Here is a 20,985-nt window from a genome sequence, read left to right as displayed (position 1 = left end):
AATGGCCGGGGGCTTGTGAACTATTGGCCGGGGGGCCGCAGCCCCAGCACCCGGTCCTTCAGCGCCGGGAACTGCTCCCTGGTCGTCGTGACCTTCCCCGGGTCGAACTCCACCGTCAGGACCTCCTCCCCGGCGCCCGCCTCCCCCAGCACCTCGCCCCACGGATCCACCACGATCGAGTGACCGGCCTGCGGAACTCCCGCATGCGTCCCGGCCGTTCCACACGCGAGCACGAACGCCTGGTTCTCCACCGCCCGCGCCTGAGCCAGCAGCGTCCAGTGCGCCCGGCGGCGCTCCGGCCAGCCCGCGGGGACGACCAGGGTCTCGGCACCGGCGTCGACGAGACCGCGGAAGAGTTCGGGGAAACGGAGGTCGTAGCAGGTGGCCAAGCCGAGAGTGGTCTCGGGAAGCCGGACCGTCACCAGGTCCCGCCCCGCGCCCATCAGCACGGCCTCGCCCTTGTCGAAGCCGAAGCGGTGGATCTTGCGGTAGGCGGCGGCCAGGTCACCGGAGGGTGAGAAGAGGAGGGAGGTGTTGTAGAGAGGACCGTCACCCGCGGCGGAGCCGCTGCCGGATGCAGCGCGCTCGGGAATCGAGCCCGCGTGCAGCCATACGCCCGCGTCGCTCGCCGCCTTCGCCATGGCTTCGTACGTCGGCCCTTCGAGCGGCTCGGCCTCGCGCCCGAACTCCTCGTAGGCGAACGCCCCCGTGGTCCACAGCTCCGGCAGGACGACGAAATCGGCATCGGCCTGATCCCGTACCAGCGAGGCCACGCGCCGCCGACGCGATTCGACCGATTCCCCCTCATTCACGGCGATCTGCATCAAAGAGGCGCGCACACTACCACCGTCCTGGCATTCGAGTCGTCCACACGGGCCTACGATCGTCACACGAAAGCACTGCCGGGGTGCCTCACAGCAGCGTAACTTAGCGTTCCAAGACACCCGCCGACAGCAGCCACCTCCCACTGGCAACGCCGCCACTACCCGCCCGTGTATCGACCGCCAAGGGGTCCCGTTCCGTGAGTCTGCATCCCACCCTCCAGCCCTACGCCGACGCCTGGACCCACTCCATCGAAGCGATATCCGAGCTGGTGCTGCCGCTCGTGGAGGGCGAGTGGAACCGGCGCACGCCCTGCCCCGGCTGGTCGGTGCGCGACGTCGTCTCCCATGTCATCGGCCTGGACTGCGAGATGCTCGGCGATCCGCGCCCCATCCACACGCTCCCGCGCGACCTGTTCCACGTCACCAACGACCACCAGCGGTACATGGAGATGCAGGTCGACGTCCGCCGCCACCACACGGCGCCGGAGATGACGTCCGAGCTGGAGTACGTGATCATCCGCCGCAACCGCCAGCTGCGCAACGAGTCCCGCGACCCCGGCACGAAGGTGCGCGGCCCGCTGGGCACGGAGCTCACTCTCGAGGAGTCCATGCGCAGGCACGCGTTCGACGTGTGGGTGCACGAGCAGGACCTGCGCACGGCCCTCGGCCGCCCGGGCAACCTCGACTCGCCCGGCGCGCACATCGCCCGTGACGTGCTGCTCGACGAACTCCCGCGCATCGTCGCCGAGGACGCGAGCGCGCCGCGCAGCTCGGCGATCGTCTTCGACGTGCACGGCCCCATCGAGTTCCTGCGCACGATCCGCGTCGACATCCAGGGCCGCGGCACGCTGGAAACGGCCCCGGCCCTCGGCCCCGCCGCCACCCTCACCCTCGACTGGGAGACGTACGTCCGGCTGGCCTGCGGCCGCGCGACGCCGGAGGCGGTGGCGGACCGGGTGAAGGCGGAGGGGGATCCGGAGCTCGCGGCGGCGATCTTGCGGAACCTGTCGGTGACGCCGTAAGGCGGGACCACCGCACGGCCGATCAACGATTGTCGTCCGCCGGTCACCCCGCACTACCGTGCGCCCCATGCCCCACAACGACACGGACACGGACACCGCACCCGACACGGATACCGCACCCGAGACCGTCCCGGCGCCGCACCGCCCCGACGGCCCACCCCGACTCACCCGTCTCACCTTCCACGGCCCGCTGTCGCAGGCCCGCGCGGCCGGGCTGGTCCGGCGGCTCGCGGGGACCGCGCCGGCACCCGCCACCGTGCTCGACCTCGGCTGCGGCTGGGGCGAGTTGATGCTGCGCGTACTGGAGGCCGTCCCGGGCGCACGCGGGACCGGTGTGGATCTCAACGCCGAGGACCTGAGCCGGGGCCGTCGGGGCGCCACGGCGAGGGGGCTCGACCACCGGGTCGAGTTCGTCGAGGAGTCAGCCGCCAGGACGGCGCGCGGGCCCGCCGACCTCGTCCTGTGCCTCGGCGCCAGTCACGCCCTCAGCGCGGCCGAGCCGCCCCGGTACACCGACGAGGCCCTGAGCGCGCTGCGCCGGCTCGTGACCGACGACGGCCGCGTCCTGCTCGGCGAGGGCTTCTGGCAGCGTGCGCCGAGCCCGGCGGAGCTGTCCGGCATGTGGCCGGATGCCTCGGCCGACGAGCACTACGACCTGGCGGGCCTCGTCGACGCGGCCGTGCGGGCCGGGTTCCGGCCGGAGTGGACCGAGACAGCGAGCCTGGACGAGTGGGAGGAGTTCGAGTCGGCGTACCAGGCGGACGCCGAGGTGTGGCTCGCCGGGCACGGCGACCACCCGCTGGCCGCCGAGACGCGCGAGCGCCTGGACCGGCACCGCGCCCAGTGGATGAACTACCGCGGTGTGCTGGGGTACGCCTACCTCACCCTCGTACCGGTCCGGTGAGACACCCGGCTCAGGCCGGCACGGTGAGACACCCGGCTCAGGCCGGCACGTGCACCGTCTCCACCCGGCTGGCCACCAGCCGCTCCCGCTCCCTGCGCGCCGCCCGCTTCCGCAGCCGCAGGATCTGGCTGATGCCGAGGGCCTGGAGCACGAACACCGCCGAGAACGCGACCGTGTAGTCGTCCCCGGTGGCGTCCAGCAGCACCCCGATCGCGAACAGCGTCGTCATGGAGGCGACGAAGCCGCCCATGTTCGTGATGCCGGAGGCGGTCCCCTGCCGCTCCGGCGGGTTGGCCGGCCGGGCGAAGTCGAACCCGAGCATCGACGCCGGGCCGCAGGCGCCCAGCACCGTGCACAGCACCACCAGCAGCCACATCGGCGCCCGCTCACCGGGATACGCCAGCGTCGTCGCCCACAGCAGCGCCGTCGCCGCGACGGTCCCCAGCGCCAGCGGCAGCCGCGCCTCGTGATGCCGGGCGACGACCTGGCCGTACACCAGTCCGACCACCATGTTCGACAGCACGACGAGCGTGAGCAGTTCGCCGGCCGTGGCCCTGCTGAGGCCCTGTGCCTCGACCAGGAACGGCATCCCCCACAGCAGCAGGAACACCATCGCCGGGAACTGGGTCGTGAAGTGCACCCACAGCCCCAGTCGCGTCCCCGGCTCCCGCCAGGAGGCGGCGATCTGCCGTCGTACGTACGCGGCTCCCTGGTGCCGGATCGGCTCCGGCTCGTGTCCGTCGGGATGGTCCTTCAGGAACAGCAGCAGGAGGACGAGGACGACGACCCCCGCGAGCGCGCTGCCCGCGAACGCGGCCGTCCAGCCGACGCCGTGCAGCAGCCGTGCCAGGACGAGGGTGGAGACCAGGTTGCCCGCCATGCCGGCCAGCCCCGCGAACTGCGCGACCATCGGTCCGCGCCGGGCCGGGAACCAGCGGGTGCCGAGCCGCAGCACGCTGATGAAGGTCATCGCGTCACCGCACCCGAGCAGGGCGCGTGAGGCGAGGGCCATGCCGTACGACGGCGAGAAGGCGAAGCCGAGTTGGCCGGCCGTGAAGAGAACGACCCCCAGGCCCAGCACCTTCTTGGTGCCGAGCCGGTCGACCAGCAGGCCGACGGGTATCTGCATGCCCGCGTAGACGAGGAGTTGGAGGATCGAGAAGGTCGACAGCGCGGAGGCGCCCACGTGGAAACGCTCGGCCGCGTCGAGGCCGGCCACGCCCAGGGACGTACGGAAGATGACGGCGACGAAGTAGACGGAGACGCCGATGCCCCAGACGGCCATGGCGCGGCGCCCGCCCGGCGGGTCACCGGGCACTGCGGCGGCCCTCATCGGACCTCACCCCTGGCCAGGTGGGAGAACCACCCGACGTGCCGGTGGACGAGGCCGACGGCGGCGTCCGCGTCCCCGCGGCGCAGTGCCTCGAGGATCTCCTCGTGCTCGACGAGGGTCTTGGCGATCCGGTCGGGGTGGGAGTGCAGGACGGCGACACCCATGCGCAACTGGCGGTCGCGGAGCTGGTCGTAGAGCCGGGAGAGGATCTCGTTGCCGCCGCTGCGGACGATCTCGGCGTGGAAGCAGCGGTCGGTGACGGCGGCCCCGGCGAGGTCGCCGGCGGCTGCCTGCGCCTTCTGCTTCGCCAGCAGTTCCTCGAGCCGCTGGATCAGCCCGGCCGGTGCGGGTACGGCCTTCCGGGCGGCGTGTTCCTCGACCAGCAGCCGCGTCTCCACCACGTCCGCGATCTCCTGGGCGGATACGGGCAGCACGAGGGCTCCCTTTTTCGGGTAAAGCTTGATCAGCCCCTCGACCTCCAGGCGGAGCAGCGCCTCGCGCACCGGCGTGCGCGAGACCCCGACGGCCTCGGCGAGCTCACCCTCGGTGAGGAGGGTCCCGCCCTGGTAACGGCGGTCCAGGACACCCTGCTTGACGTGGGCGTAGACGCGTTCCGCGGCGGGGGGCTGCTTGACGGGGGCGGGCGGGGCGGAAGGCATGGGCACATCATAGATACAACACGTACGCATGAGGGCGGCCGTCCATCATGCGGACCGCCCACCCGTGTCATGCCCCCCGCTGGCCCCGCGGCACAACCTTCTGTGCTACTTACATGTCACACACTTGCGGCCCCACCTTCTTGCACCACCTCAACCGGCCGCGCTTCAGGGGCATTCGAGACAATCGGGGTATCTCAGTTGATAACCGGCATCAAGAGCGGCATTCAGGGCGTCCGTATCCGCAGAGCCGCGGCCGTCACCGTGACCACCGGCGCCATGCTCGTGACCGGAGCCCTCACCGCCGCGCCCGCGCAGGCCGTCACCGTGCCCACGATCGTCGCCAAGGGCGGCTACGTGATGAACAACGCGAACGGCAAGACGCTGTACACCAAGGCCGGGGACACCAGGCGTTCCACCGGCTCCACGACGAAGATCATGACCGCGAAGGTGGTGCTCTCCCAGGCGAACCTCAACCTCGACGCCAAGGTGACGATCCAGAAGGCGTACAGCGACTACATCGTGTCGAAGAACGCGTCGTCGGCCCGCCTGATCGTCGGCGACAAGGTCACCGTGCGTCAGCTGTTGTACGGCCTGATGCTGCCGTCCGGCTGCGACGCGGCGTACGCGCTCGCCGACAAGTTCGGCTCCGGCTCGACGCGGGCGGCGCGCGTGAAGTCGTTCATCGGCAAGATGAACACCACGGCCAAGAACCTGGGTCTGACGAACACGCACTTCGACTCGTTCGACGGCATCGGCAACGGCGCCAACTACTCGACGCCGCGCGACCTGACGAAGCTCGCCAGCAACACGATGAAGAACTCCACGTTCCGCACGGTCGTCAAGACGAAGAGCTACACGGCGAAGACGATCACCAAGACCGGCACCATTCGCACGATGGCCGCGTGGAAGAACACCAACGGCCTGCTCGGTACCTACAGCGGCACCATCGGTGTGAAGACCGGCTCCGGTCCCGAGGCGAAGTACTGCCTCGTGTTCGCCGCCACCCGCAACGGCAAGACGGTCATCGGCACGGTCCTGACCTCGACGTCGATCACCCAGCGGGAAACTGACGCGAAGAAGCTCATGAACTACGGCTTCGCGAAGCTGGGCTGACGCAGACACACCTGATGGAGGGTCCGTCGCCGTCGGCGACGGACCCTCCATCACATCTCCACAAAACCCGGGGGTCGACCACCGCGCGCCACACGGCCGTGACGCAGGGCATCGATCCGGACTCACAGGGGCGAAAAAGAAAAGAAATCCTCACCTTTCAAAAGGCTGCCAATTCACAACTGCGCTCATCCCAGGATTTGTTACCAGTGAGTCGCATGTGGCAGGTGGTACGTTGCGGCACGAATTCACCCCCCTGCAACACCCCCTCGTACCACCCTCCCCCCACACCAGAACAGCCTTTGGGACCCCCATGAGTGAAGTAACGACGGAAGCGACCGAGCGCACTTTCGTCCCTGGCGGACGGCGCCGCCACCGCAAGCACAAGGAGTCCGGCATAGGCGGCCGGCGAGCCCTCGTGCTCGCCGTGACCGTGCCCGTCGCCTCGGCGGCTCTCGCCGGTCCCTCGGCCTTCGCCGCCGACAACAACACCGCCGCGACAGCCACGGACCAGCCCGACAGCCTCGACGCGAGCGACCAGCAGATGGCCGCCAACCTCGACACCCGCGTCCTCGACAAGCGGCTGGGCAGTGATGTCAGCGGTGTGGTGATCGACGCGGAGACGAACCGCACCGTCTGGGGCCACAACGCCTCCACCGCGCTGATGCCGGCCTCCAATCTCAAGCTCGCCACCTCCACCGCCGCCCTGACGGTGCTCGGCCCCGACCACCGGTTCACCACGAAGGTCGTCTACGGCAACGGCACCCTCACCCTCGTCGGCGGCGGCGACCGCACGCTGACCAGCGACGACCTCGCCGAGATGGCGAAGACCGCGGTCGCCGGGCTGAAGTCCGCGGGCCTGAGCGCCGTGAAGGTCGCCGTGGACGACAGCCTCTTCCCCGAGCCGACCCTGGCCAACGGCTGGAACAGCGGCTACTACCCCACCGACGTCGCCCCCGTGCGCGCTCTCGTCGTCGACGGACACGGCGTCATGGACACCTCCGTCGACGCCGGGCAGGTCTTCGCCAAGCAGCTCGCCGCGGACGGCATCACCGTCGACGGCGACGTCACCCACGCCACGGCGAGCCGCAACGACGTACCGGTCGCGCAGCACCAGTCGGGGAAGCTGTCGGACATCGTGCACACGATGCTGAAGACCAGCGACAGCAACATCGCCGAGACCCTGCTGCGGATGACCGCCCTGGGCGCGGGCCGCCCCGCCACCTTCGAGGGCGGCACGGAAGTCGTACGTGACGTGCTGAGCCGGCAGTACGGCGTGTCACTCGACGGCGTCGAGATGTACGACGGCAGCGGCATGTCCCGGGCCGACCGCATGCCGGCCGCGACCCTCGCGCAGATCCTCGACCTGCTGACGGACCCCCGCTACGAGGGCACCCTCGGCTCCATCCGCGACGGCCTGCCCGTCTCCGGCGAGGCCGGCGGCACCCTCGGCCCGGAGTTGGGCCGCTTCGACGACGCGAACTCCAAGTGCGCCGTCGGCAAGGTCCACGCGAAGACCGGCACCCTCACCGGCGCGATCGCCCTGAGCGGCCTGACGCAGGGCAAGGACGGCAAGTGGAAGGTGTTCTCCTTCGTCGAGAACGGCTCCACGGCGAACACCAACGACATCAGGGACGCCATGGACGGCCTGGCCGCGACCGTGAACGGCTGCTGGGCGTAGGACGGCACGCGGGTTGCCCGACCCGCGACCGTGGCCCGGCCCTGGATGTCCAGGGCCGGGCCACGGTCGTGATCAGGGCTGCGCCTGCCAGGCGCGTGTGATCTCGGTGCGTTCCTCCCACTGCCGGACTCCAGGACCGCTCGGGTCCCAGCGCTGACAGAACTCCCTGTAGGAGGCGCACTTGGCCAGCATGGAGGCGTGACGGGCCGACCAGGTCGGCACTGTCCCGCCGTACGCTCCGAAGAAGTGACCGAGGGCGTCCGCATGCTCCGGGTGGTGCATCCGTACGATCCATTCGCACCAGGCCAGATCCTCCACCGGGTCGCCGAGGTGGGCGAACTCCCAGTCGACCACGGCGGTGACCTGGAAGGTCCGGGGCTCGAACAGGGTGTTGTGCGGTCCGAAGTCACCATGCACGAGCACGTCGCCCGCTCCGGCATCGTCGCCCGTTCCGGCATCGTCGCCCGTTCCGGCATCGTTGCCCGCTTCGGCATCGTCGCCCGCCTCGGATCGCAGCACGTCCGTCGCCGTCGCATGGATACGGCGCAGCACCTCTCCGCAGGACCGCAGCACTCCCTTCGCATGACCGGAGTCGATGAGCTCCTGGCCGGGAACACCGGGGACGAAGCCGAGCGTGAGTGTGCCCTCGTCGGCCCCGAGCACCGGAGGCACGGGCACCTGTCCCCGCAGCCCGGCCAACACAATCCGCTCGCGTCTGAGCGTCGCTGATGAGCTGAGGTTCCCTGGGCGATCCTGGGTTTTCCTGGATGCCGGGAAGTGGTCCGTCGTGCTGGGCGGGGTTTGGACGCCTGCCGTGGGACCGTGGGCCGTCGCCGCCGGGTGCGGTGCGGGTGCTCATCGTGTGCGGTACCTGCCGCCTGTGGCGCCGCCGGCTGCGGCGATTCGGAGGCTGCGGTATCCGCCCCGCCGGACGCTTTCCGCCCGGTGTGGACCCGGGCGGGGCGGGGACCCCGCGTCGCTTTCCTGGGCACGGGGCGGATTCTCGAGGAGACCGGAATCGTGACTGCTGCTCTCACCGGCCTCGCAGTGACACGCACGCTACCGAATGCACCATCACGCTCCTGCACCTCACGACAAACAGTTCACCGGAAAGTGCCACAAAAGACTGATCGCACCACATTGAACACCACCCTGTGATACCCAGTCGCACCCCAAGGAACCACAGGCCATCAGGAGCACTGCGCACGACCCTGTCGGCGGCACCGGGACCGTCGTACGTCTTCTGCACGACCGCACCGTCGCCGACCGTGCGGTTGGTGTGGCCGTGTCTCAGAGTCCGTCTCACGACCAGGTGATCAGCCTCTTCGGCTGCTCCAGGATCGCGGCCACATCCGCCAGCACCTTGGAGCCCAACTCCCCGTCCACCAATCGGTGGTCGAAGGACAACGCCAGGGTCGTCACTTGGCGCGGCTTCACCTTGCCCTTGTGGACCCACGGCTGGAGCTTGATCGCGCCGACCGCGAGGATCGCGGACTCGCCGGGCGGGAGGATCGGCGTGCCGGTGTCGACGCCGAAGACGCCGACGTTGGTGATCGTCACCGTGCCACCCTGCATGGCGGCGGGGGAGGTCTTGCCCTCGCGTGCCGTCGCGATCAACTCGCCCAGTGCCTGAGCCAGTTGCGGGAGGGTCTTGGCCTGCGCGTCCTTGATGTTGGGGACGATCAGACCGCGCGGGGTCGCCGCCGCGATGCCCAGGTTCACGTAGTGCTTGACCACGATCTCCTGGTTCGCCTCGTCCCAGGACGCGTTGATGTCCGGGTTGCGCTTGATCGCGACCAGCAGGGCCTTGGCGATGAGCAGGAGGGGATTCACGCGCAGGCCCGTGAACTCCTTGTCCTGCTTGAGCTCCTCGACCAGCTTCATCGTGCGGGTCACGTCGACCGTCACGAACTCCGTGACGTGCGGCGCCGTGAACGCCGAGCCGACCATCGCCGCCGCCGTCGCCTTGCGGACGCCCCTGACCGGGATACGGGTCTCCCGGGCCGCGTCGTACGATGCGGCAGGGGCAGGGGCGTGGGCGGGGGCGGGTGCCGTCACCGGAGCCTGCGTCACCGGCTCGGGCGCCGGAGGCGTCGCCACCGCCGCGTGCACGTCCTCGCGCGTGATGATGCCGTCCGGGCCCGACGGGGTGACCGTCGCCAGGTCCACGCCGAGGTCCTTCGCCAGCTTGCGCACCGGGGGCTTGGCGAGGGGGCGCGGCTTCACGGCCGGGGCGGAACCATGGCCGTTCAGTTCCGTCTGGAGCGCCTTCGACGCCTCCTGGACCGGGATCTCCTCGCCCTTGGCCGGGATCTCCGGGCCCTTGCGGGGGCGGCGCTTGGTGGAGGAGGTCGCCACGCCGTAGCCGACGAGGACCGGCTGGCGGCCGGAGCCCGCCGGCTTCGGCTCCTCCTTGAGAGCCTGCCCGGGGGTCTCCTTCTTCGCGACAGGGCTCTCCGCGGGTGTCTCGGCCGGAGCCCCGCCCGCCACGTCCACCGCGATGATCGACGTGCCCACGTCCACCGTGGTGCCCTCGGCGAAGTGCAGCTCGCGGACCACACCGTCGTACGGGATGGGGAGTTCGACGGCGGCCTTGGCCGTCTCGACCTCGCACACCACCTGGCCGTCGGTGACCGTGTCGCCGGGCTGGACGTACCACTTGAGGATCTCCGCCTCGGTGAGCCCCTCACCCACGTCCGGCATCTTGAACTCGCGTACGGACGCTTCCGTCATCGTCGTCACGACCCTCTCCTCAGTACGCCAGGGCACGGTCGACGGCGTCGAGCACCCGGTCCAGGCCCGGCAGGTACTCCTCCTCCAGGCGCGCCGGCGGGTACGGGGCGTGGTAGCCGCCGACCCTGAGCACCGGGGCCTCCAGGTGGTAGAAGCAGCGCTCGGTGATCCGGGCGGCGATCTCCGCGCCCGAGCCGAAGAACACCGGGGCCTCGTGGACCACCACCAGCCGGCGGGTCTTCTCCACCGAGGCCTGGATCGAGTCGAAGTCCAGCGGGGACACCGAGCGCAGGTCCAGGACCTCCAGGGACTTGCCCTCCTCGGCGGCCGCGTCGGCGACCTCCTGGCAGAGCTTCACCATCGGGCCGTAGGCGGCGAGGGTGAGGTCGGCGCCCTCGCGGACCACGCGTGCCTTGTGCAGAGGGCCGGGAATCGCCTCGGTGTTGACCTCGGCCTTGTCCCAGTACCGACGCTTGGGCTCGAAGAAGATCACCGGGTCGTCGCTCTGGATGGCCTGCTGCATCATCCAGTACGCGTCCGAGGCGTTGGAGGGGCTGACGATCTTCAGCCCCGCCACGTGCGCGAACAGTGCCTCGGGAGACTCCGAGTGGTGCTCGACCGCGCCGATGCCACCGCCGTACGGGATCCGGACGACGACCGGGAGCTTGACCTTGCCCAGCGAACGCGCGTGCATCTTCGCCAGCTGCGTGACGATCTGGTCGTAGGCCGGGAAGACGAAGCCGTCGAACTGGATCTCCACGACCGGGCGGTAGCCGCGCAGCGCCAGACCGATGGCCGTGCCGACGATGCCGGACTCCGCCAGCGGCGTGTCGATGACCCGGCTGTCGCCGAAGTCCTTCTGCAGGCCGTCCGTCACGCGGAAGACGCCGCCGAGCTTGCCCACGTCCTCGCCCATGATGAGGACCTTGGGGTCGGCCTCCAGGGCGTGGCGCAGGGACTCGTTGATCGCCTTCGCGAGAGCCAGGTTTTTCGTTGTCATCGTCTCGGCCATGTCAGTTACCCCCCTCTGTGTCCGCGAACGACGCCTGGTAGGCGGCGAACTGTGCTCGCTCCTCGTCGACCAGCGCGTGCCCGTCCGCGTACACGTTCTCGAAGATCGCGAAGTGGTCCGGGTCCGGCATGGCGCGGACCGCTTCGCGCACTCGCCTGCCCAACGCCTCGCTCTCGGCCTCCAGTTCCGCGAAGAATCCCTCGTCCGTGTGGTTTGAGGCCTCGAGGTACCGGCGAAGGCGCAGGATCGGATCCTTCGCCTCCCAGGCGGCCCGCTCGTCGTCGTGCCGGTAGCGGGTGGGGTCGTCGGAGGTGGTGTGGGCGCCCATGCGGTACGTGTACGCCTCGACCAGCGTCGGGCCCTCGCCGCTGCGGGCGCGCTCCAGCGCCCACTTGGTCACCGCGAGGCAGGCCAGCACGTCGTTGCCGTCGACGCGGACGCCCGGGAAGCCGTAGCCCTGCGCGCGCTGGTAGAGCGGGACGCGGGTCTGCTTCTCGGTGGGCTCGGAGATCGCCCACTGGTTGTTCTGGCAGAAGAACACCACGGGGGCGTTGTAGACCGCGGAGAAGGTGAACGATTCGGCGACGTCTCCCTGGCTGGAGGCGCCGTCGCCGAAGTAGGCGATGACCGCCGAGTCCGCGCCGTCCTTGGCCACGCCCATCGCGTAGCCCGTGGCGTGCAGCGTCTGGGAGCCGATGACGATCGTGTAGAGCTGGAAGTTGTTGCTGTTCGGGTCCCAGCCGCCGTTGTTCACGCCGCGGAACATGCCGAGCAGGTTGGACGGGTCGACGCCGCGGCACCAGGCGACGCCGTGCTCGCGGTAGGTGGGGAAGACGTAGTCGTCCTCGCGGGTGGCCCGGCCGGAGCCGATCTGGGCGGCCTCCTGGCCGAGCAGCGAGGCCCACAGACCGAGTTCGCCCTGGCGCTGCAGAGATGTCGCTTCGGCGTCGAAGCGGCGGGTGAGCACCATGTCGCGGTACAGGCCGCGGAGCTCTTCGGGGGTGATGCCGGCGACGTACCGGTCGTACTCGGCGCTCTTGACGCGCTTGCCCTCGGGCGTCAGCAGCTGGACGAGCTCGGGCTCGCCGGTTGGCGATTTCTTTGCGGTCGCCGATGCCTTCTTGGCGGTCGTACGCTTGCCGGCCGTGCTCTTCGCACCGGTCGTACCTGCGCTGCGTCGCGGTGTGCGCGCGGCAGTGCTCTCCACGGTCACGTGTGCTCCTCCGTCGGTCCGGCTACCCGGGTTCGCCGGGTGCCAGTGCGGCTCACCTGTGGCCTCACGGACGCACGGGGTGGGTGCGGCTCGTTCGGGAACAGGCGTGACAGGTGCCCCGGCGAGCGCCCTGCAGAAGGCACGTTACCCAGTGCTCCACATTTCTGTGAAACCCCTCCTGACCTGCGTTTTTGCTTGGATTTCCAAGTAAAAACGCGAAATCCGGAACAGCCGCTGGTCACAGCCCTGCAGGGGGCCGGAACAACGGCACGTTATCCCGGTGACCCAGGTCACGGGAAGAGTTCTCCTGGAGCGGACCCGGCGGTTCGGCATCTTGCACTCGTCCGGCAGACGCCCGGCGGGCCACTTCGGGCGCATCCCGTGATCGAAAGCGACTGTCTGTGACAACGCCCAGTTCACGGGCGCTTTCCGTGCCCTAGCATCGGGCAGCGTGCCGCGCTCTTGTGTACCACCCCTCGTACCTCACGCGCCCCCGCTGGGCGCTCTCCTCCGCCAGTACGCCGCCGGTGCCGCCCTCGCCTGCGAGCCCGTCGACCAGGGGCTGCTCAACCGCGGCTACCGGCTCTGTACGACCCGCGGCCGCTACTTCCTCAAGCACCACTTCGACCCCGAGACCGCCGACCCGGCCGCGATCGCCCGCCAGCACCGGGCCACCCAGAGCCTCGCCGACCTCGGCGTCCCGGTGGCGCCCCCGCTGACCGGCCGAGACGGGCGCACGGTCGCCGTCGTCGGCGGCCACGCCTACGCCCTGCACCCCTGGATCGAGGGACGGCACCGCCACGGCGGCCAGCTCAGCACCGCCCAGTGCGGGCGGCTGGGGGCGTTACTGGGGGTCGTGCACGCGAGCCTGGAGCGCGTGATGCCGACCCACGCGCGGGCGCGCGCCGAACCGGCGGACGGCGGCCCTCGCGCCGCCGACAGCCCCGACCCCGCCGACACCTGCACCCTCATCGACGACCTGCTCGCCCGCGTACGCCGGCACCGCCCCGCCGACTCCTTCGACGAACTGGCCCGCCACCGGCTCCTGGAGCGGCGCGCGCTGCTGGAGCGGCACGCCGACCGGCGGCCTCCGCGCGGGGGCTCGGTGGGGTGGGTGCACGGCGACTTCCACCCGTTCAACCTGCTCTACCAAGGGGACGCGCCCGCCGCGATCGTCGACTGGGACCGGCTCGGGGTGCAGCCCCGCGCGGAAGAGGCCGTACGCGCCGCCGCGATCTTCTTCGTCCTGCCCGCCGGCGCCCTCGACCTGCCGAAGGTGCGGGCCTACGCGCGCGCGTACCGGCGTACGGCCGGGGCCACGCCCTCCGAACTGGCAGCGGCCGTGCACCGCGTGTGGTGGGAGCGCCTCAACGACTTCTGGATGCTGCGCTGGCACTACGAGCGCGGCGACACCCGCGCGGACTCGCAGTTCCCGGCGGCATCGGCGCTCGCGGTGTGGTGGACGCGGGAGTACGACGCGGTGCGCGACGCGTTCGCCGACTGAGCCGCGTCCCAGGGACCGGGATGAGCCGCGTCCCAGGGTTCGTAATGAGCCGCCCCAGGGGCGTAAACGGCACGCGCGCGTGGAGCCCGTTTCCGGGTCGCACGCGCGCGTGGAGGCTGTTTCCGATCAGCCGAGGCCGCCGGCGCCCCCGACCTCGCCCCCGCCGGTTTCGTTGCCCGTCGGCCCCGAGGTCGTCGGCTGGTCCGTCGGCGCGCTCGTCGTCGGCTCGTCCGTCGGCGCGCTCGTCGTCGGCTCGTCCGTCGGCTCGTTCGTCGGCCCGCTCGTCGTCGGCTGGTCCGTCGGCTCGTACGAGGGCGTGTACGACGGCGTGAAGTCCGAACCGGAACCGGTGCCGGTGTCGTCCCCGGTGGCCGTGTCCGTGGGCTCGTCGGTCGGGTCCTCGCTCGGCGTCTCGCTGGCCGTGGCGTCGTCGGTGGTCTGCGAGGTGGTGGTCGGCGACTGCGTGGTGCCGGTGCCGGGGTCCTTGGAGTCCTTGCTCTGGAGCGCCAGCGCCACACCCGCGGCGATCGCGATCACCGCGAACACGGCGAGGATCCACAGCTTGCCGCGGCCCCCGCCCTTGTTGCCGTGGCCCTCGAACCCGCCGTCGTCCCCGCCGCCGTAGCCGGCGGGCAGGATCGGCTGGGGGATCTGGGTGGTGCCGGAGGAGTCCGAGCCGGGATGCGGCAGCACGGCCGTGCCCGCCATGCCCGCCGCCGGGGTGTGCCGGCCGTCGTGCGTGTCGACGGGGCCGGTGTTCCAGGTGCCGGTGTGGCCGCCCTGCTCGTACAGCATCTGCAGGCCGTACTGGACCAGCCCGCGCATCTCCTCGGCCGTCTGGAAGCGGTCGTCCGGCTCCTTGGCCAGCGAGCGCATGACGAGGCCGTCGAGCTCCGGCGGGCAGGCGTCGGACGCCTCGGACGGGGGAGTCGGGATGTCCTGGACGTGCTGGTAGACCACCGACAGCGGGGTCTCGCCGGTGAACGGGGGCCTGAGCGCGAGGAGTTCGTAGAGCAGGCAGCCCGTGGCGTACAGGTCGGAGCGGTGGTCGACGGCCTTGCCGAGTGCCTGCTCGGGGGAGAGGTACTGCGGGGTGCCCATGACCATGCCGGTTTGAGTCATGGTCGTGGACGCGCCGTGCAGGGCGCGGGCGATGCCGAAGTCCATCACCTTCACGGCGCCGTTGTGCGTGATGATGACGTTGGCCGGCTTGATGTCGCGGTGCACGATGCCGTGCTGGTGCGAATAGGCGAGGGCTTCCAGCACACCGGAGACGATGATCAGGGCCTGCTCGGGGCCGGGCGCCTCGGCGTTCAGGAGCAGGTCGCGGATCGTGCGTCCCTCGACGATCTCCATCACGATGTACGGAACGGACTGGCCGCCCACGAAGTCCTCGCCGGAGTCGTACACGGCGACGATCGCGTGGTGGTTGAGGCCGGCCACGGACTGGGCCTCACGCGTGAAACGGGCCTTGGAGACCGGGTCCTCGGCAAGGTCGGCGCGCAGCAACTTGACCGCCACGGTGCGTCCGAGCCGCACGTCCTCGGCTGCGAACACCTCGGCCATGCCGCCCCGGCCGAGTCTGCGGGTCAGCCGATATCGGCCGTCCCCGACCAGCCCGCCATTACCCCACATTTCCGGCGCATCTGACATCCCGCCGCCAGTCGCCTCGGGGTCGGACGGGCCCTGAGCGCGCTGCTGCTGTGCCATCAGTCCTCGCCGTCGTTTCTGCCCGCGGTGCGCGCGGTGTTGTTACGGTCTCCGTCGGCCACGCTACAGCCTCCGCGCAAGCCGCTGGTCCGGGAAGGCCCCGGGGATCGGCCCGAGACGGACCGGCCATGAAACCTGTTGTACGTGTCGGCGTGCAAATTCTGTGTACCAGCAGTACGCCCGCGGTAACGCTTCCGCGACGCTTCTTTCGCGTACGGTCACGGAACGGGCACCGAGCTTGACGTGTCAGTGGCCTCCGGCAGACTTGGCCGGGAATAGCACATTGGATCAACGACAGCCGGCGCCTGAAAGGCTGCTTGGGGGACGCAGAGACATGAGCCAGGACGCCGCCCACGGCCGGTATGCGGGCCGAGCGCTCGCCGGTGGCCGCTATCAGTTGCGCGACCTGCTGGGCGAGGGCGGCATGGCCTCGGTGCACCTCGCGTACGACGCCGTGCTGGACCGGCAGGTCGCGGTCAAGACACTCCACACCGACCTCGGCCGCGAGCAGGCCTTCCGCGAGCGCTTCCGCCGTGAGGCCCAGGCCGTGGCCAAGCTCACGCACACCAACATCGTCTCGGTCTTCGACACCGGCGAGGACGATCTCGACGGGATGACCACCCCGTACATCGTCATGGAGTACGTCGAGGGCCGCCCGCTCGGCTCGGTGCTCGACCAGGACGTACGGCAGCTCGGCGCGATGCCCGTCGACAAGGCCCTGAAGATCACCGCCGATGTGCTCGCCGCGCTGGAGATCAGCCACGAGATGGGCCTGGTCCACCGGGACATCAAGCCGGGCAACGTGATGATGACCAAGCGCGGGGTCGTGAAGGTCATGGACTTCGGCATCGCGCGTGCCATGCAGTCCGGTGTCACCTCGATGACGCAGACCGGCATGGTCGTCGGCACCCCGCAGTACCTCTCGCCGGAGCAGGCGCTGGGGCGCGGGGTGGACGCGCGCTCCGACCTCTACTCGGTCGGCATCATGCTGTTCCAGCTGGTCACGGGGCGGTTGCCGTTCGACGCGGACTCGCCGCTGGCCATAGCGTACGCACACGTCCAGGAGGAGCCGGTGGCTCCTTCCTCGATCAACCGTTCGCTTCCGCCGGCCGTGGACGCGCTGGTCGCCCGCGCGCTGAAGAAGAACCCGAACGAGCGTTTCCCGAGCGCCGAGGCCATGCGCGACGAGTGCCTGCGCGTGGCGTCCTCCTTCCAGGCCGCCGCGCCGAGCATCGTCCCGGGCGCGCAGACGCCGAGCGGCGCGGGCGTCGGCTCCGCGGTGTTCCCGCCGGTCGACCAGGGCACGCCGATGCCCTCGGGCAACGTACAGACGCCGTACCAGCCGACCCCACCGCAGAACCCGTACGGCACCCCGTCGCCGTCGGCGCCTTCTCCGGCCTACGGCTACCCGCAGCAGGGCGGCTATCAGACGCCGGGCCCGGCCGGGTACATGCCGCAGCAGCAGACCCCGTCGACCCCGCCGCCGTACAACCTCACGCCCCAGACCACCGTCCCGTCCTCCTCCGGCGGCGGCAAGGGCAACAAGCCGGTCGTCATCGGCTCGATCGTGGTGTCGATCGTCGCGATCGGCGGGCTGATCGCGGCCCTGCTGATGAACAGCGGCGGGGACAGTACCGAGGCGGGCGGGGACAGCAGTGCCAGTGCCTCGGCATCGGCGACCCAGGTGGCCGGATACCGCGGGCCGGACAAGTCGCGGACCATCGAGAAGACCCAGTGCACCGAGCCGGAGGAGTCGTACAACGACCCCAAGATGGTGCGGATGCCGGACTTCACGTTCAAGAACTGGGACTCGGTCCTCTCCTGCCTCCAGGCCGCCGGGTGGCACTACGACCCAACACGCGTGGATGAGAACACGTACGGCAAGGACACGGTGATGAAGCAGTACCCCACGGTGGGCACGGACTTCGACCCGAAGAACCCGCCGGAGATGCAGTTCGAGCTCTCCACGGGCAACCCGGCCTGAGCCGCACACGAAAGCCCCTCTTGACCTGCTCATGACCACCCCATAGTGTGATCGCGAAAATTCAAGAAGGGGTGGGATCTTATATGAGGCGACGACTGACTATCGCTCTCGCTGCCACGATGGCGGCCCTTGTCGTGCCCGCTATTGCCACGCCCGCCGCTGCTGTGAGCGACTCTTGCTCCACGTCGGGCGCCAGCGGGTCTTTCGCCTTTCAATGGAGCGGGAAGTACCGTCTCCAGCCTCTCCAGTTCGTGGTCTCGGACACGAAGGCCGACGGACACCACGTCGCAATTCGACTTGTGACGCACAAGGCCGATGGTTCTGTTCACGTCTGGGGTTGGCGCCACAACTACGGAGGAAGCGGCAACACTCAGACCTGGGAGACATATGCCTATGACTCGGCTGGCATCAAGCGGGCCGGCATAGATGTGGCTGTCATGGAAGGCAATGACCAGCTGAACATGTGTGGCACATGGGTGTCCGCTACGAATCCGAACTGGTAGATGCACAAATCAGGCTGGGCCAGTCCCGAGTCGGGACTGGCCCAGCCTGATTTGAGGAGGCCTGCGGGTTGAGCGTGCCCGCAGCATGCAGCCTTCAGGCCGCCGTGCTGCCGATCATCAGGATCTTGATCGCGACCGTGCCACCGTCGATCTCGTAAGTGGCTCGGTAGGGGCCAATGCGCAGGCGTCGCAGGTTGGTATTGCCGAGCTTGCTGCTCGTCGTGGGTTCGGGGTTCTGGGTGAGGGCGTTGATCGCCTTGAGGAGGGAGCCCACTGCGTCGCCGTCGCGGGTCCGGAGCCGTTTGAGACCTTCGCAGGCCGCCCTCTCCCAGATAATCGTGTAGCTCAAATGGCTTTCGCTCCGGTGGCGATGGCGTCGATCTCGTCTTGGGTGAACGTCGGACCACTGGTGGCTCGGGCATACAGGGATACGGCTACGTCGGCGAAGTCGATCGCCTGCTCGCGCGTCGCCTCGTCGGGGGCGGAGTCGGCGAGTGCCTGCGCCCACCAGTGGTTGAGGAACGCCTCGAAGCCGCCTGAGTCGGACAGGGAACCTAGCTCCGTGTAGAAGTCGGCGCGACGATCGAGACGCAGGGCGAATCCAATGCCATCCACGGTGCGCTGGACGATGTCGCCAGTGAATCCGGTGGCCTCCTGGGCCTCAGACACCGCGCTCTGCCACTCGGCTGCCATGTGCGTCCCCTTTCGCCGTGCGGCCAAGGTATCGCCGTGATGCCGTCTGCGGCGGTTCAGCAGGCTATGCATCGCCACTCCCGGAAATGCTCAGTGTGAGGTGGGCCGCCGGGCGAGGTGACAGCGGAGCTGTTCCTTTTCCCAGCGGCCTCCTCCCGAACCCGTCGTGCGGCGTTAACCGCAACGGGCTCTCCAGTGACTGCCGTGAACTGCGGCTTTGCGGCCGTCGTGGATGCCTTCGTGACAGGGCGGGCAGACCATGAGGGTCTTGCGCCGTTTCCTGGCCATGAGGACGGCCCAGTCGGGCTGCGTCTGTCCGAGCCGGTCGAGGTCGGCGAGTCGGCGGATCTGGTGGACCTGGATCTGTGCGGTCTGTCCGCACAGTTCGCAGAGTCCGGCCAGCAGCCGCCTTGTCAACTCGCTTCGCCGAGGCTGGCGTTGGGCAGGATCGCGGTCGGTCAGGACCGCGGCCTTGTGCCGTTGGAGTGGAATGCCACCGAACTGTGCGACCAGCGGTTTCCTGCTCGGGGCGCGGGTGGTGGCTGCCTGGAGGCACTTGCGTGGCCCGGCCGGGGTGTCGATGGTGACCTTGTACTTGCGGGCCATCTTCGACATGGTCGAGCGGTGCTTGTTCGCCAGGGAGCACAGCAGCGAGGACTGCATGACCCAGTGCAACCGGTTCAGTCGGAAGACGTCACCGGCCAGCAGGTAGTAGTTAACGATTCCGCGGTACCTGGCGCCGTAGATGTTGACGAGCGTGTAGTCGTCGTAGTGAAGCATCGAGGGCTGTCGCGCGGGTTTTCCGCGTTCCAGGTATGGGGCACATTTGGCCTTGATCACGTCCTTGGGGACGTGCAGCGCAACGGTTCCGTTGGTCGACCGGCGCTGTCGCCGGCGGCCTCTTTTCCGTTCCGATCTGCGGTCGTCCCTGCGGACGGTGATCTCATATCCGAGGAATCGTGCCGCGCCGGTTCTGGCGTGGGTGATCAGCGTCTTTTCCTGGGAAAGTTCCAGCTTGAGGTCGTCTCGAAGGAACTGGGCCAGTCGCTGTTTGATTTCTTCGGCTTCGGCCTTGGGTCCGGTGAACCCGATGAGGGTGTCGTCGGCGTATCGCACGTAGCGCAGGCGGCGGTATCCCGGGTCGGACATGTCCTGGCTCGGGAGGGTGTGCAGCCGCTTGCGCAGGGCGCGCACTTCGGCGCGGTCTTCGCGCCAGCGTGCTCGCTGGACAGCCGCTTCGACCCGGCGGTATTCAGGGTTTCTCGCCCTGAGTTTCCCACGGGTGTATTCCGGCATGAGAACTGTCTCGACAAAGACGTCCAGTTTGTGCAGATAGATGTTGGACAGGACCGGGGATAAAACCCCGCCTTGCGGCGTGCCGCTGAGCGTCGCGTTCCAGGTCCAGTCTTCCAGGTATCCGGCTTTGAGCATGTTGTGCACGAGCCGCAGGAACCGGTTGTCGTGGATCTTTTCGCCCAGGGTTTCGAGCATCACTTGATGGTCTAGTGAGTCGAAGCACTTGGCGATGTCTCCCTCGATGAACCATGTTGTCCCGGTCCAGGTGCGTGCCACCTCGCTCAGTGCGGTGTGGCAGCCCCGTCGGGGACGGAAACCGTGTGAGTGGTCGGAGAACCGGGGCTCGAAGTATGCCTCCAGGAGGAGGCGCATCACCTCGCCCACCAGCTTGTCCGTCCATGGCGGCAGGCCCAGCGGCCTCGTCTTACCGTTCCTTTTCGGGATGAGGACCCGCTTGACCGGTTTGAAGCGGAACCGCTCGTGGCGTAACGCATCGATGATGCTTCCGATCTTTTCCAGGGACATGCCGTCTGCGGTTTCGCCCGTGGCCCCGGGTGTCATCGCTCCCTGGTTGGAGTAGATGCGGCCGTGGGCCAGGAGATACAACTGCGGGTTGAACATCTGTCGATAGAGCTCGTTGCACGGCAGGTTCCGCCTGCCGCGTTCACGGAGGATTTCAAGTACCGCTTCGGCAGTCTGCATTACGCATACCTTCCGGTCTTGTGGATCCCATGTCACCTGTGTCCCTTCGCCCTGATTCCGGCTCTCCCGGACCCCACGGCAGGCCGTTACCCCTGCGACTAC

Annotated in this window: 17 protein-coding genes and 1 pseudogene; 6 read left to right on the top strand and 12 right to left on the bottom strand. The window is 69.2% G+C overall.

Annotation, left to right across the window (positions count from 1 at the left end):
• Window positions 1-20: 20 nt before the first annotated feature.
• Window positions 21-839, bottom strand: coding sequence for a carbon-nitrogen family hydrolase (locus Q4V64_RS26320; RefSeq protein ID WP_124440637.1), 819 nt, complete (start codon window positions 837-839; stop codon window positions 21-23).
• Between the two features lie 182 nt (window positions 840-1,021).
• Between Q4V64_RS26320 and Q4V64_RS26315 the strand changes: the two genes are divergently transcribed.
• On the top strand, window positions 1,022-1,846 hold the full coding sequence (locus Q4V64_RS26315) for a maleylpyruvate isomerase family mycothiol-dependent enzyme (protein WP_124440638.1): 825 nt from the start codon (window positions 1,022-1,024) through the stop codon (window positions 1,844-1,846).
• Between the two features lie 67 nt (window positions 1,847-1,913).
• The gene (locus Q4V64_RS26310) at window positions 1,914-2,750 is read left to right on the top strand and encodes a class I SAM-dependent methyltransferase (protein WP_124440639.1); all 837 of its coding nucleotides are present in this window, start codon (window positions 1,914-1,916) and stop codon (window positions 2,748-2,750) included.
• A 37-nt stretch (window positions 2,751-2,787) separates the two neighbouring features.
• Here Q4V64_RS26310 and Q4V64_RS26305 read toward each other — a convergent pair whose 3' ends face one another.
• Window positions 2,788-4,083: an MFS transporter gene (locus Q4V64_RS26305; protein ID WP_124440640.1), complete on the bottom strand. Its 1,296-nt coding sequence runs from the start codon at window positions 4,081-4,083 to the stop codon at window positions 2,788-2,790.
• Window positions 4,080-4,742: a GntR family transcriptional regulator gene (locus tag Q4V64_RS26300; protein ID WP_124440641.1), complete on the bottom strand. Its 663-nt coding sequence runs from the start codon at window positions 4,740-4,742 to the stop codon at window positions 4,080-4,082. The genes Q4V64_RS26305 and Q4V64_RS26300 overlap by 4 nt, the downstream gene beginning before the upstream one ends.
• Window positions 4,743-4,940: 198 nt before the next feature.
• On the opposite strand from Q4V64_RS26300, the gene Q4V64_RS26295 reads away from it, so the two are divergent.
• Both Q4V64_RS26295 and dacB read left to right on the top strand, forming a co-directional pair.
• Entirely contained in the window at window positions 4,941-5,855 is a 915-nt protein-coding gene (locus Q4V64_RS26295) for a D-alanyl-D-alanine carboxypeptidase (RefSeq protein ID WP_253267001.1), read from the top strand.
• A 310-nt stretch (window positions 5,856-6,165) separates the two neighbouring features.
• Window positions 6,166-7,533 carry a D-alanyl-D-alanine carboxypeptidase/D-alanyl-D-alanine-endopeptidase gene (gene dacB / locus Q4V64_RS26290; protein ID WP_124440642.1) on the top strand — a complete coding sequence of 456 codons (1,368 nt, stop codon included), beginning with the start codon at window positions 6,166-6,168 and terminating at the stop codon, window positions 7,531-7,533.
• A 72-nt stretch (window positions 7,534-7,605) separates the two neighbouring features.
• On the opposite strand, the gene Q4V64_RS55210 is transcribed toward dacB, so the two are convergent.
• The 5 genes and pseudogenes from Q4V64_RS55210 to pdhA all read right to left on the bottom strand — a co-directional run bounded on the left by Q4V64_RS55210 (window position 7,606) and on the right by pdhA (window position 12,491).
• Window positions 7,606-7,950 (bottom strand): phosphotransferase, encoded by a 345-nt coding sequence (locus tag Q4V64_RS55210; RefSeq protein ID WP_348540842.1) that lies wholly within the window; start codon window positions 7,948-7,950, stop codon window positions 7,606-7,608.
• A 105-nt stretch (window positions 7,951-8,055) separates the two neighbouring features.
• Window positions 8,056-8,265, bottom strand: a pseudogene (locus tag Q4V64_RS55205) (phosphotransferase); the annotation flags it as partial.
• A gap of 570 nt (window positions 8,266-8,835) precedes the next feature.
• Entirely contained in the window at window positions 8,836-10,275 is a 1,440-nt protein-coding gene (locus Q4V64_RS26280; RefSeq protein ID WP_124440644.1) for a dihydrolipoamide acetyltransferase family protein, read from the bottom strand.
• 10 nt (window positions 10,276-10,285) lie between these two features.
• Window positions 10,286-11,278 carry an alpha-ketoacid dehydrogenase subunit beta gene (locus tag Q4V64_RS26275; protein WP_124440645.1) on the bottom strand — a complete coding sequence of 331 codons (993 nt, stop codon included), beginning with the start codon at window positions 11,276-11,278 and terminating at the stop codon, window positions 10,286-10,288.
• 1 nt (window position 11,279) lies between these two features.
• On the bottom strand, window positions 11,280-12,491 hold the full coding sequence (gene pdhA, locus Q4V64_RS26270) for a pyruvate dehydrogenase (acetyl-transferring) E1 component subunit alpha (protein WP_124440646.1): 1,212 nt from the start codon (window positions 12,489-12,491) through the stop codon (window positions 11,280-11,282).
• 451 nt (window positions 12,492-12,942) lie between these two features.
• Here pdhA and Q4V64_RS26265 point away from each other — a divergent pair, with 451 nt between their 5' ends.
• The gene (locus Q4V64_RS26265) at window positions 12,943-13,995 is read left to right on the top strand and encodes a phosphotransferase (RefSeq protein ID WP_124440647.1); all 1,053 of its coding nucleotides are present in this window, start codon (window positions 12,943-12,945) and stop codon (window positions 13,993-13,995) included.
• 126 nt (window positions 13,996-14,121) lie between these two features.
• Here the strand turns inward: Q4V64_RS26265 and Q4V64_RS26260 are convergent, their stop codons facing one another.
• On the bottom strand, window positions 14,122-15,705 hold the full coding sequence (locus Q4V64_RS26260; protein ID WP_124440648.1) for a protein kinase: 1,584 nt from the start codon (window positions 15,703-15,705) through the stop codon (window positions 14,122-14,124).
• Window positions 15,706-16,039: 334 nt separating this feature from the next.
• Here Q4V64_RS26260 and Q4V64_RS26255 point away from each other — a divergent pair, with 334 nt between their 5' ends.
• Window positions 16,040-17,689 carry a protein kinase gene (locus Q4V64_RS26255; RefSeq protein ID WP_124440649.1) on the top strand — a complete coding sequence of 550 codons (1,650 nt, stop codon included), beginning with the start codon at window positions 16,040-16,042 and terminating at the stop codon, window positions 17,687-17,689.
• Window positions 17,690-18,286: 597 nt separating this feature from the next.
• On the opposite strand, the gene Q4V64_RS26250 is transcribed toward Q4V64_RS26255, so the two are convergent.
• From Q4V64_RS26250 to Q4V64_RS26240, 3 genes are all read right to left on the bottom strand, one after another.
• Entirely contained in the window at window positions 18,287-18,541 is a 255-nt protein-coding gene (locus tag Q4V64_RS26250; protein ID WP_124440650.1) for a type II toxin-antitoxin system RelE/ParE family toxin, read from the bottom strand.
• Window positions 18,538-18,885 carry a hypothetical protein gene (locus Q4V64_RS26245; protein WP_124440651.1) on the bottom strand — a complete coding sequence of 116 codons (348 nt, stop codon included), beginning with the start codon at window positions 18,883-18,885 and terminating at the stop codon, window positions 18,538-18,540. The genes Q4V64_RS26250 and Q4V64_RS26245 overlap by 4 nt, the downstream gene beginning before the upstream one ends.
• Before the next feature lie 174 nt (window positions 18,886-19,059).
• A complete protein-coding gene (locus Q4V64_RS26240; protein ID WP_172629628.1) occupies window positions 19,060-20,883 on the bottom strand; it encodes a reverse transcriptase/maturase family protein in 1,824 nt (607 codons plus the stop codon).
• Window positions 20,884-20,985 lie beyond the last annotated feature (102 nt).

Origin of the sequence: Streptomyces sp. NL15-2K (assembly GCF_030551255.1) — a bacterium.
Taxonomy (GTDB): Bacteria; Actinomycetota; Actinomycetes; order Streptomycetales; family Streptomycetaceae; genus Streptomyces.
This window is presented reverse-complemented; position numbering and strand designations above follow the sequence as displayed.

Coding starts and splice junctions, on each gene's coding strand:
- Q4V64_RS26255 (WP_124440649.1), top strand. CDS start 16,040: ATGAGCCAGGACGCCGCCCACGGCCGGTATGCGGGCCGAGCGCTCGCC.
- Q4V64_RS26305 (WP_124440640.1), bottom strand. CDS start 4,083: ATGAGGGCCGCCGCAGTGCCCGGTGACCCGCCGGGCGGGCGCCGCGCC.
- Q4V64_RS26245 (WP_124440651.1), bottom strand. CDS start 18,885: ATGGCAGCCGAGTGGCAGAGCGCGGTGTCTGAGGCCCAGGAGGCCACC.
- Q4V64_RS26310 (WP_124440639.1), top strand. CDS start 1,914: ATGCCCCACAACGACACGGACACGGACACCGCACCCGACACGGATACC.
- Q4V64_RS26300 (WP_124440641.1), bottom strand. CDS start 4,742: ATGCCTTCCGCCCCGCCCGCCCCCGTCAAGCAGCCCCCCGCCGCGGAA.
- dacB (WP_124440642.1), top strand. CDS start 6,166: ATGAGTGAAGTAACGACGGAAGCGACCGAGCGCACTTTCGTCCCTGGC.
- Q4V64_RS26275 (WP_124440645.1), bottom strand. CDS start 11,278: ATGGCCGAGACGATGACAACGAAAAACCTGGCTCTCGCGAAGGCGATC.
- Q4V64_RS26240 (WP_172629628.1), bottom strand. CDS start 20,883: ATGCAGACTGCCGAAGCGGTACTTGAAATCCTCCGTGAACGCGGCAGG.
- Q4V64_RS26260 (WP_124440648.1), bottom strand. CDS start 15,705: ATGGCACAGCAGCAGCGCGCTCAGGGCCCGTCCGACCCCGAGGCGACT.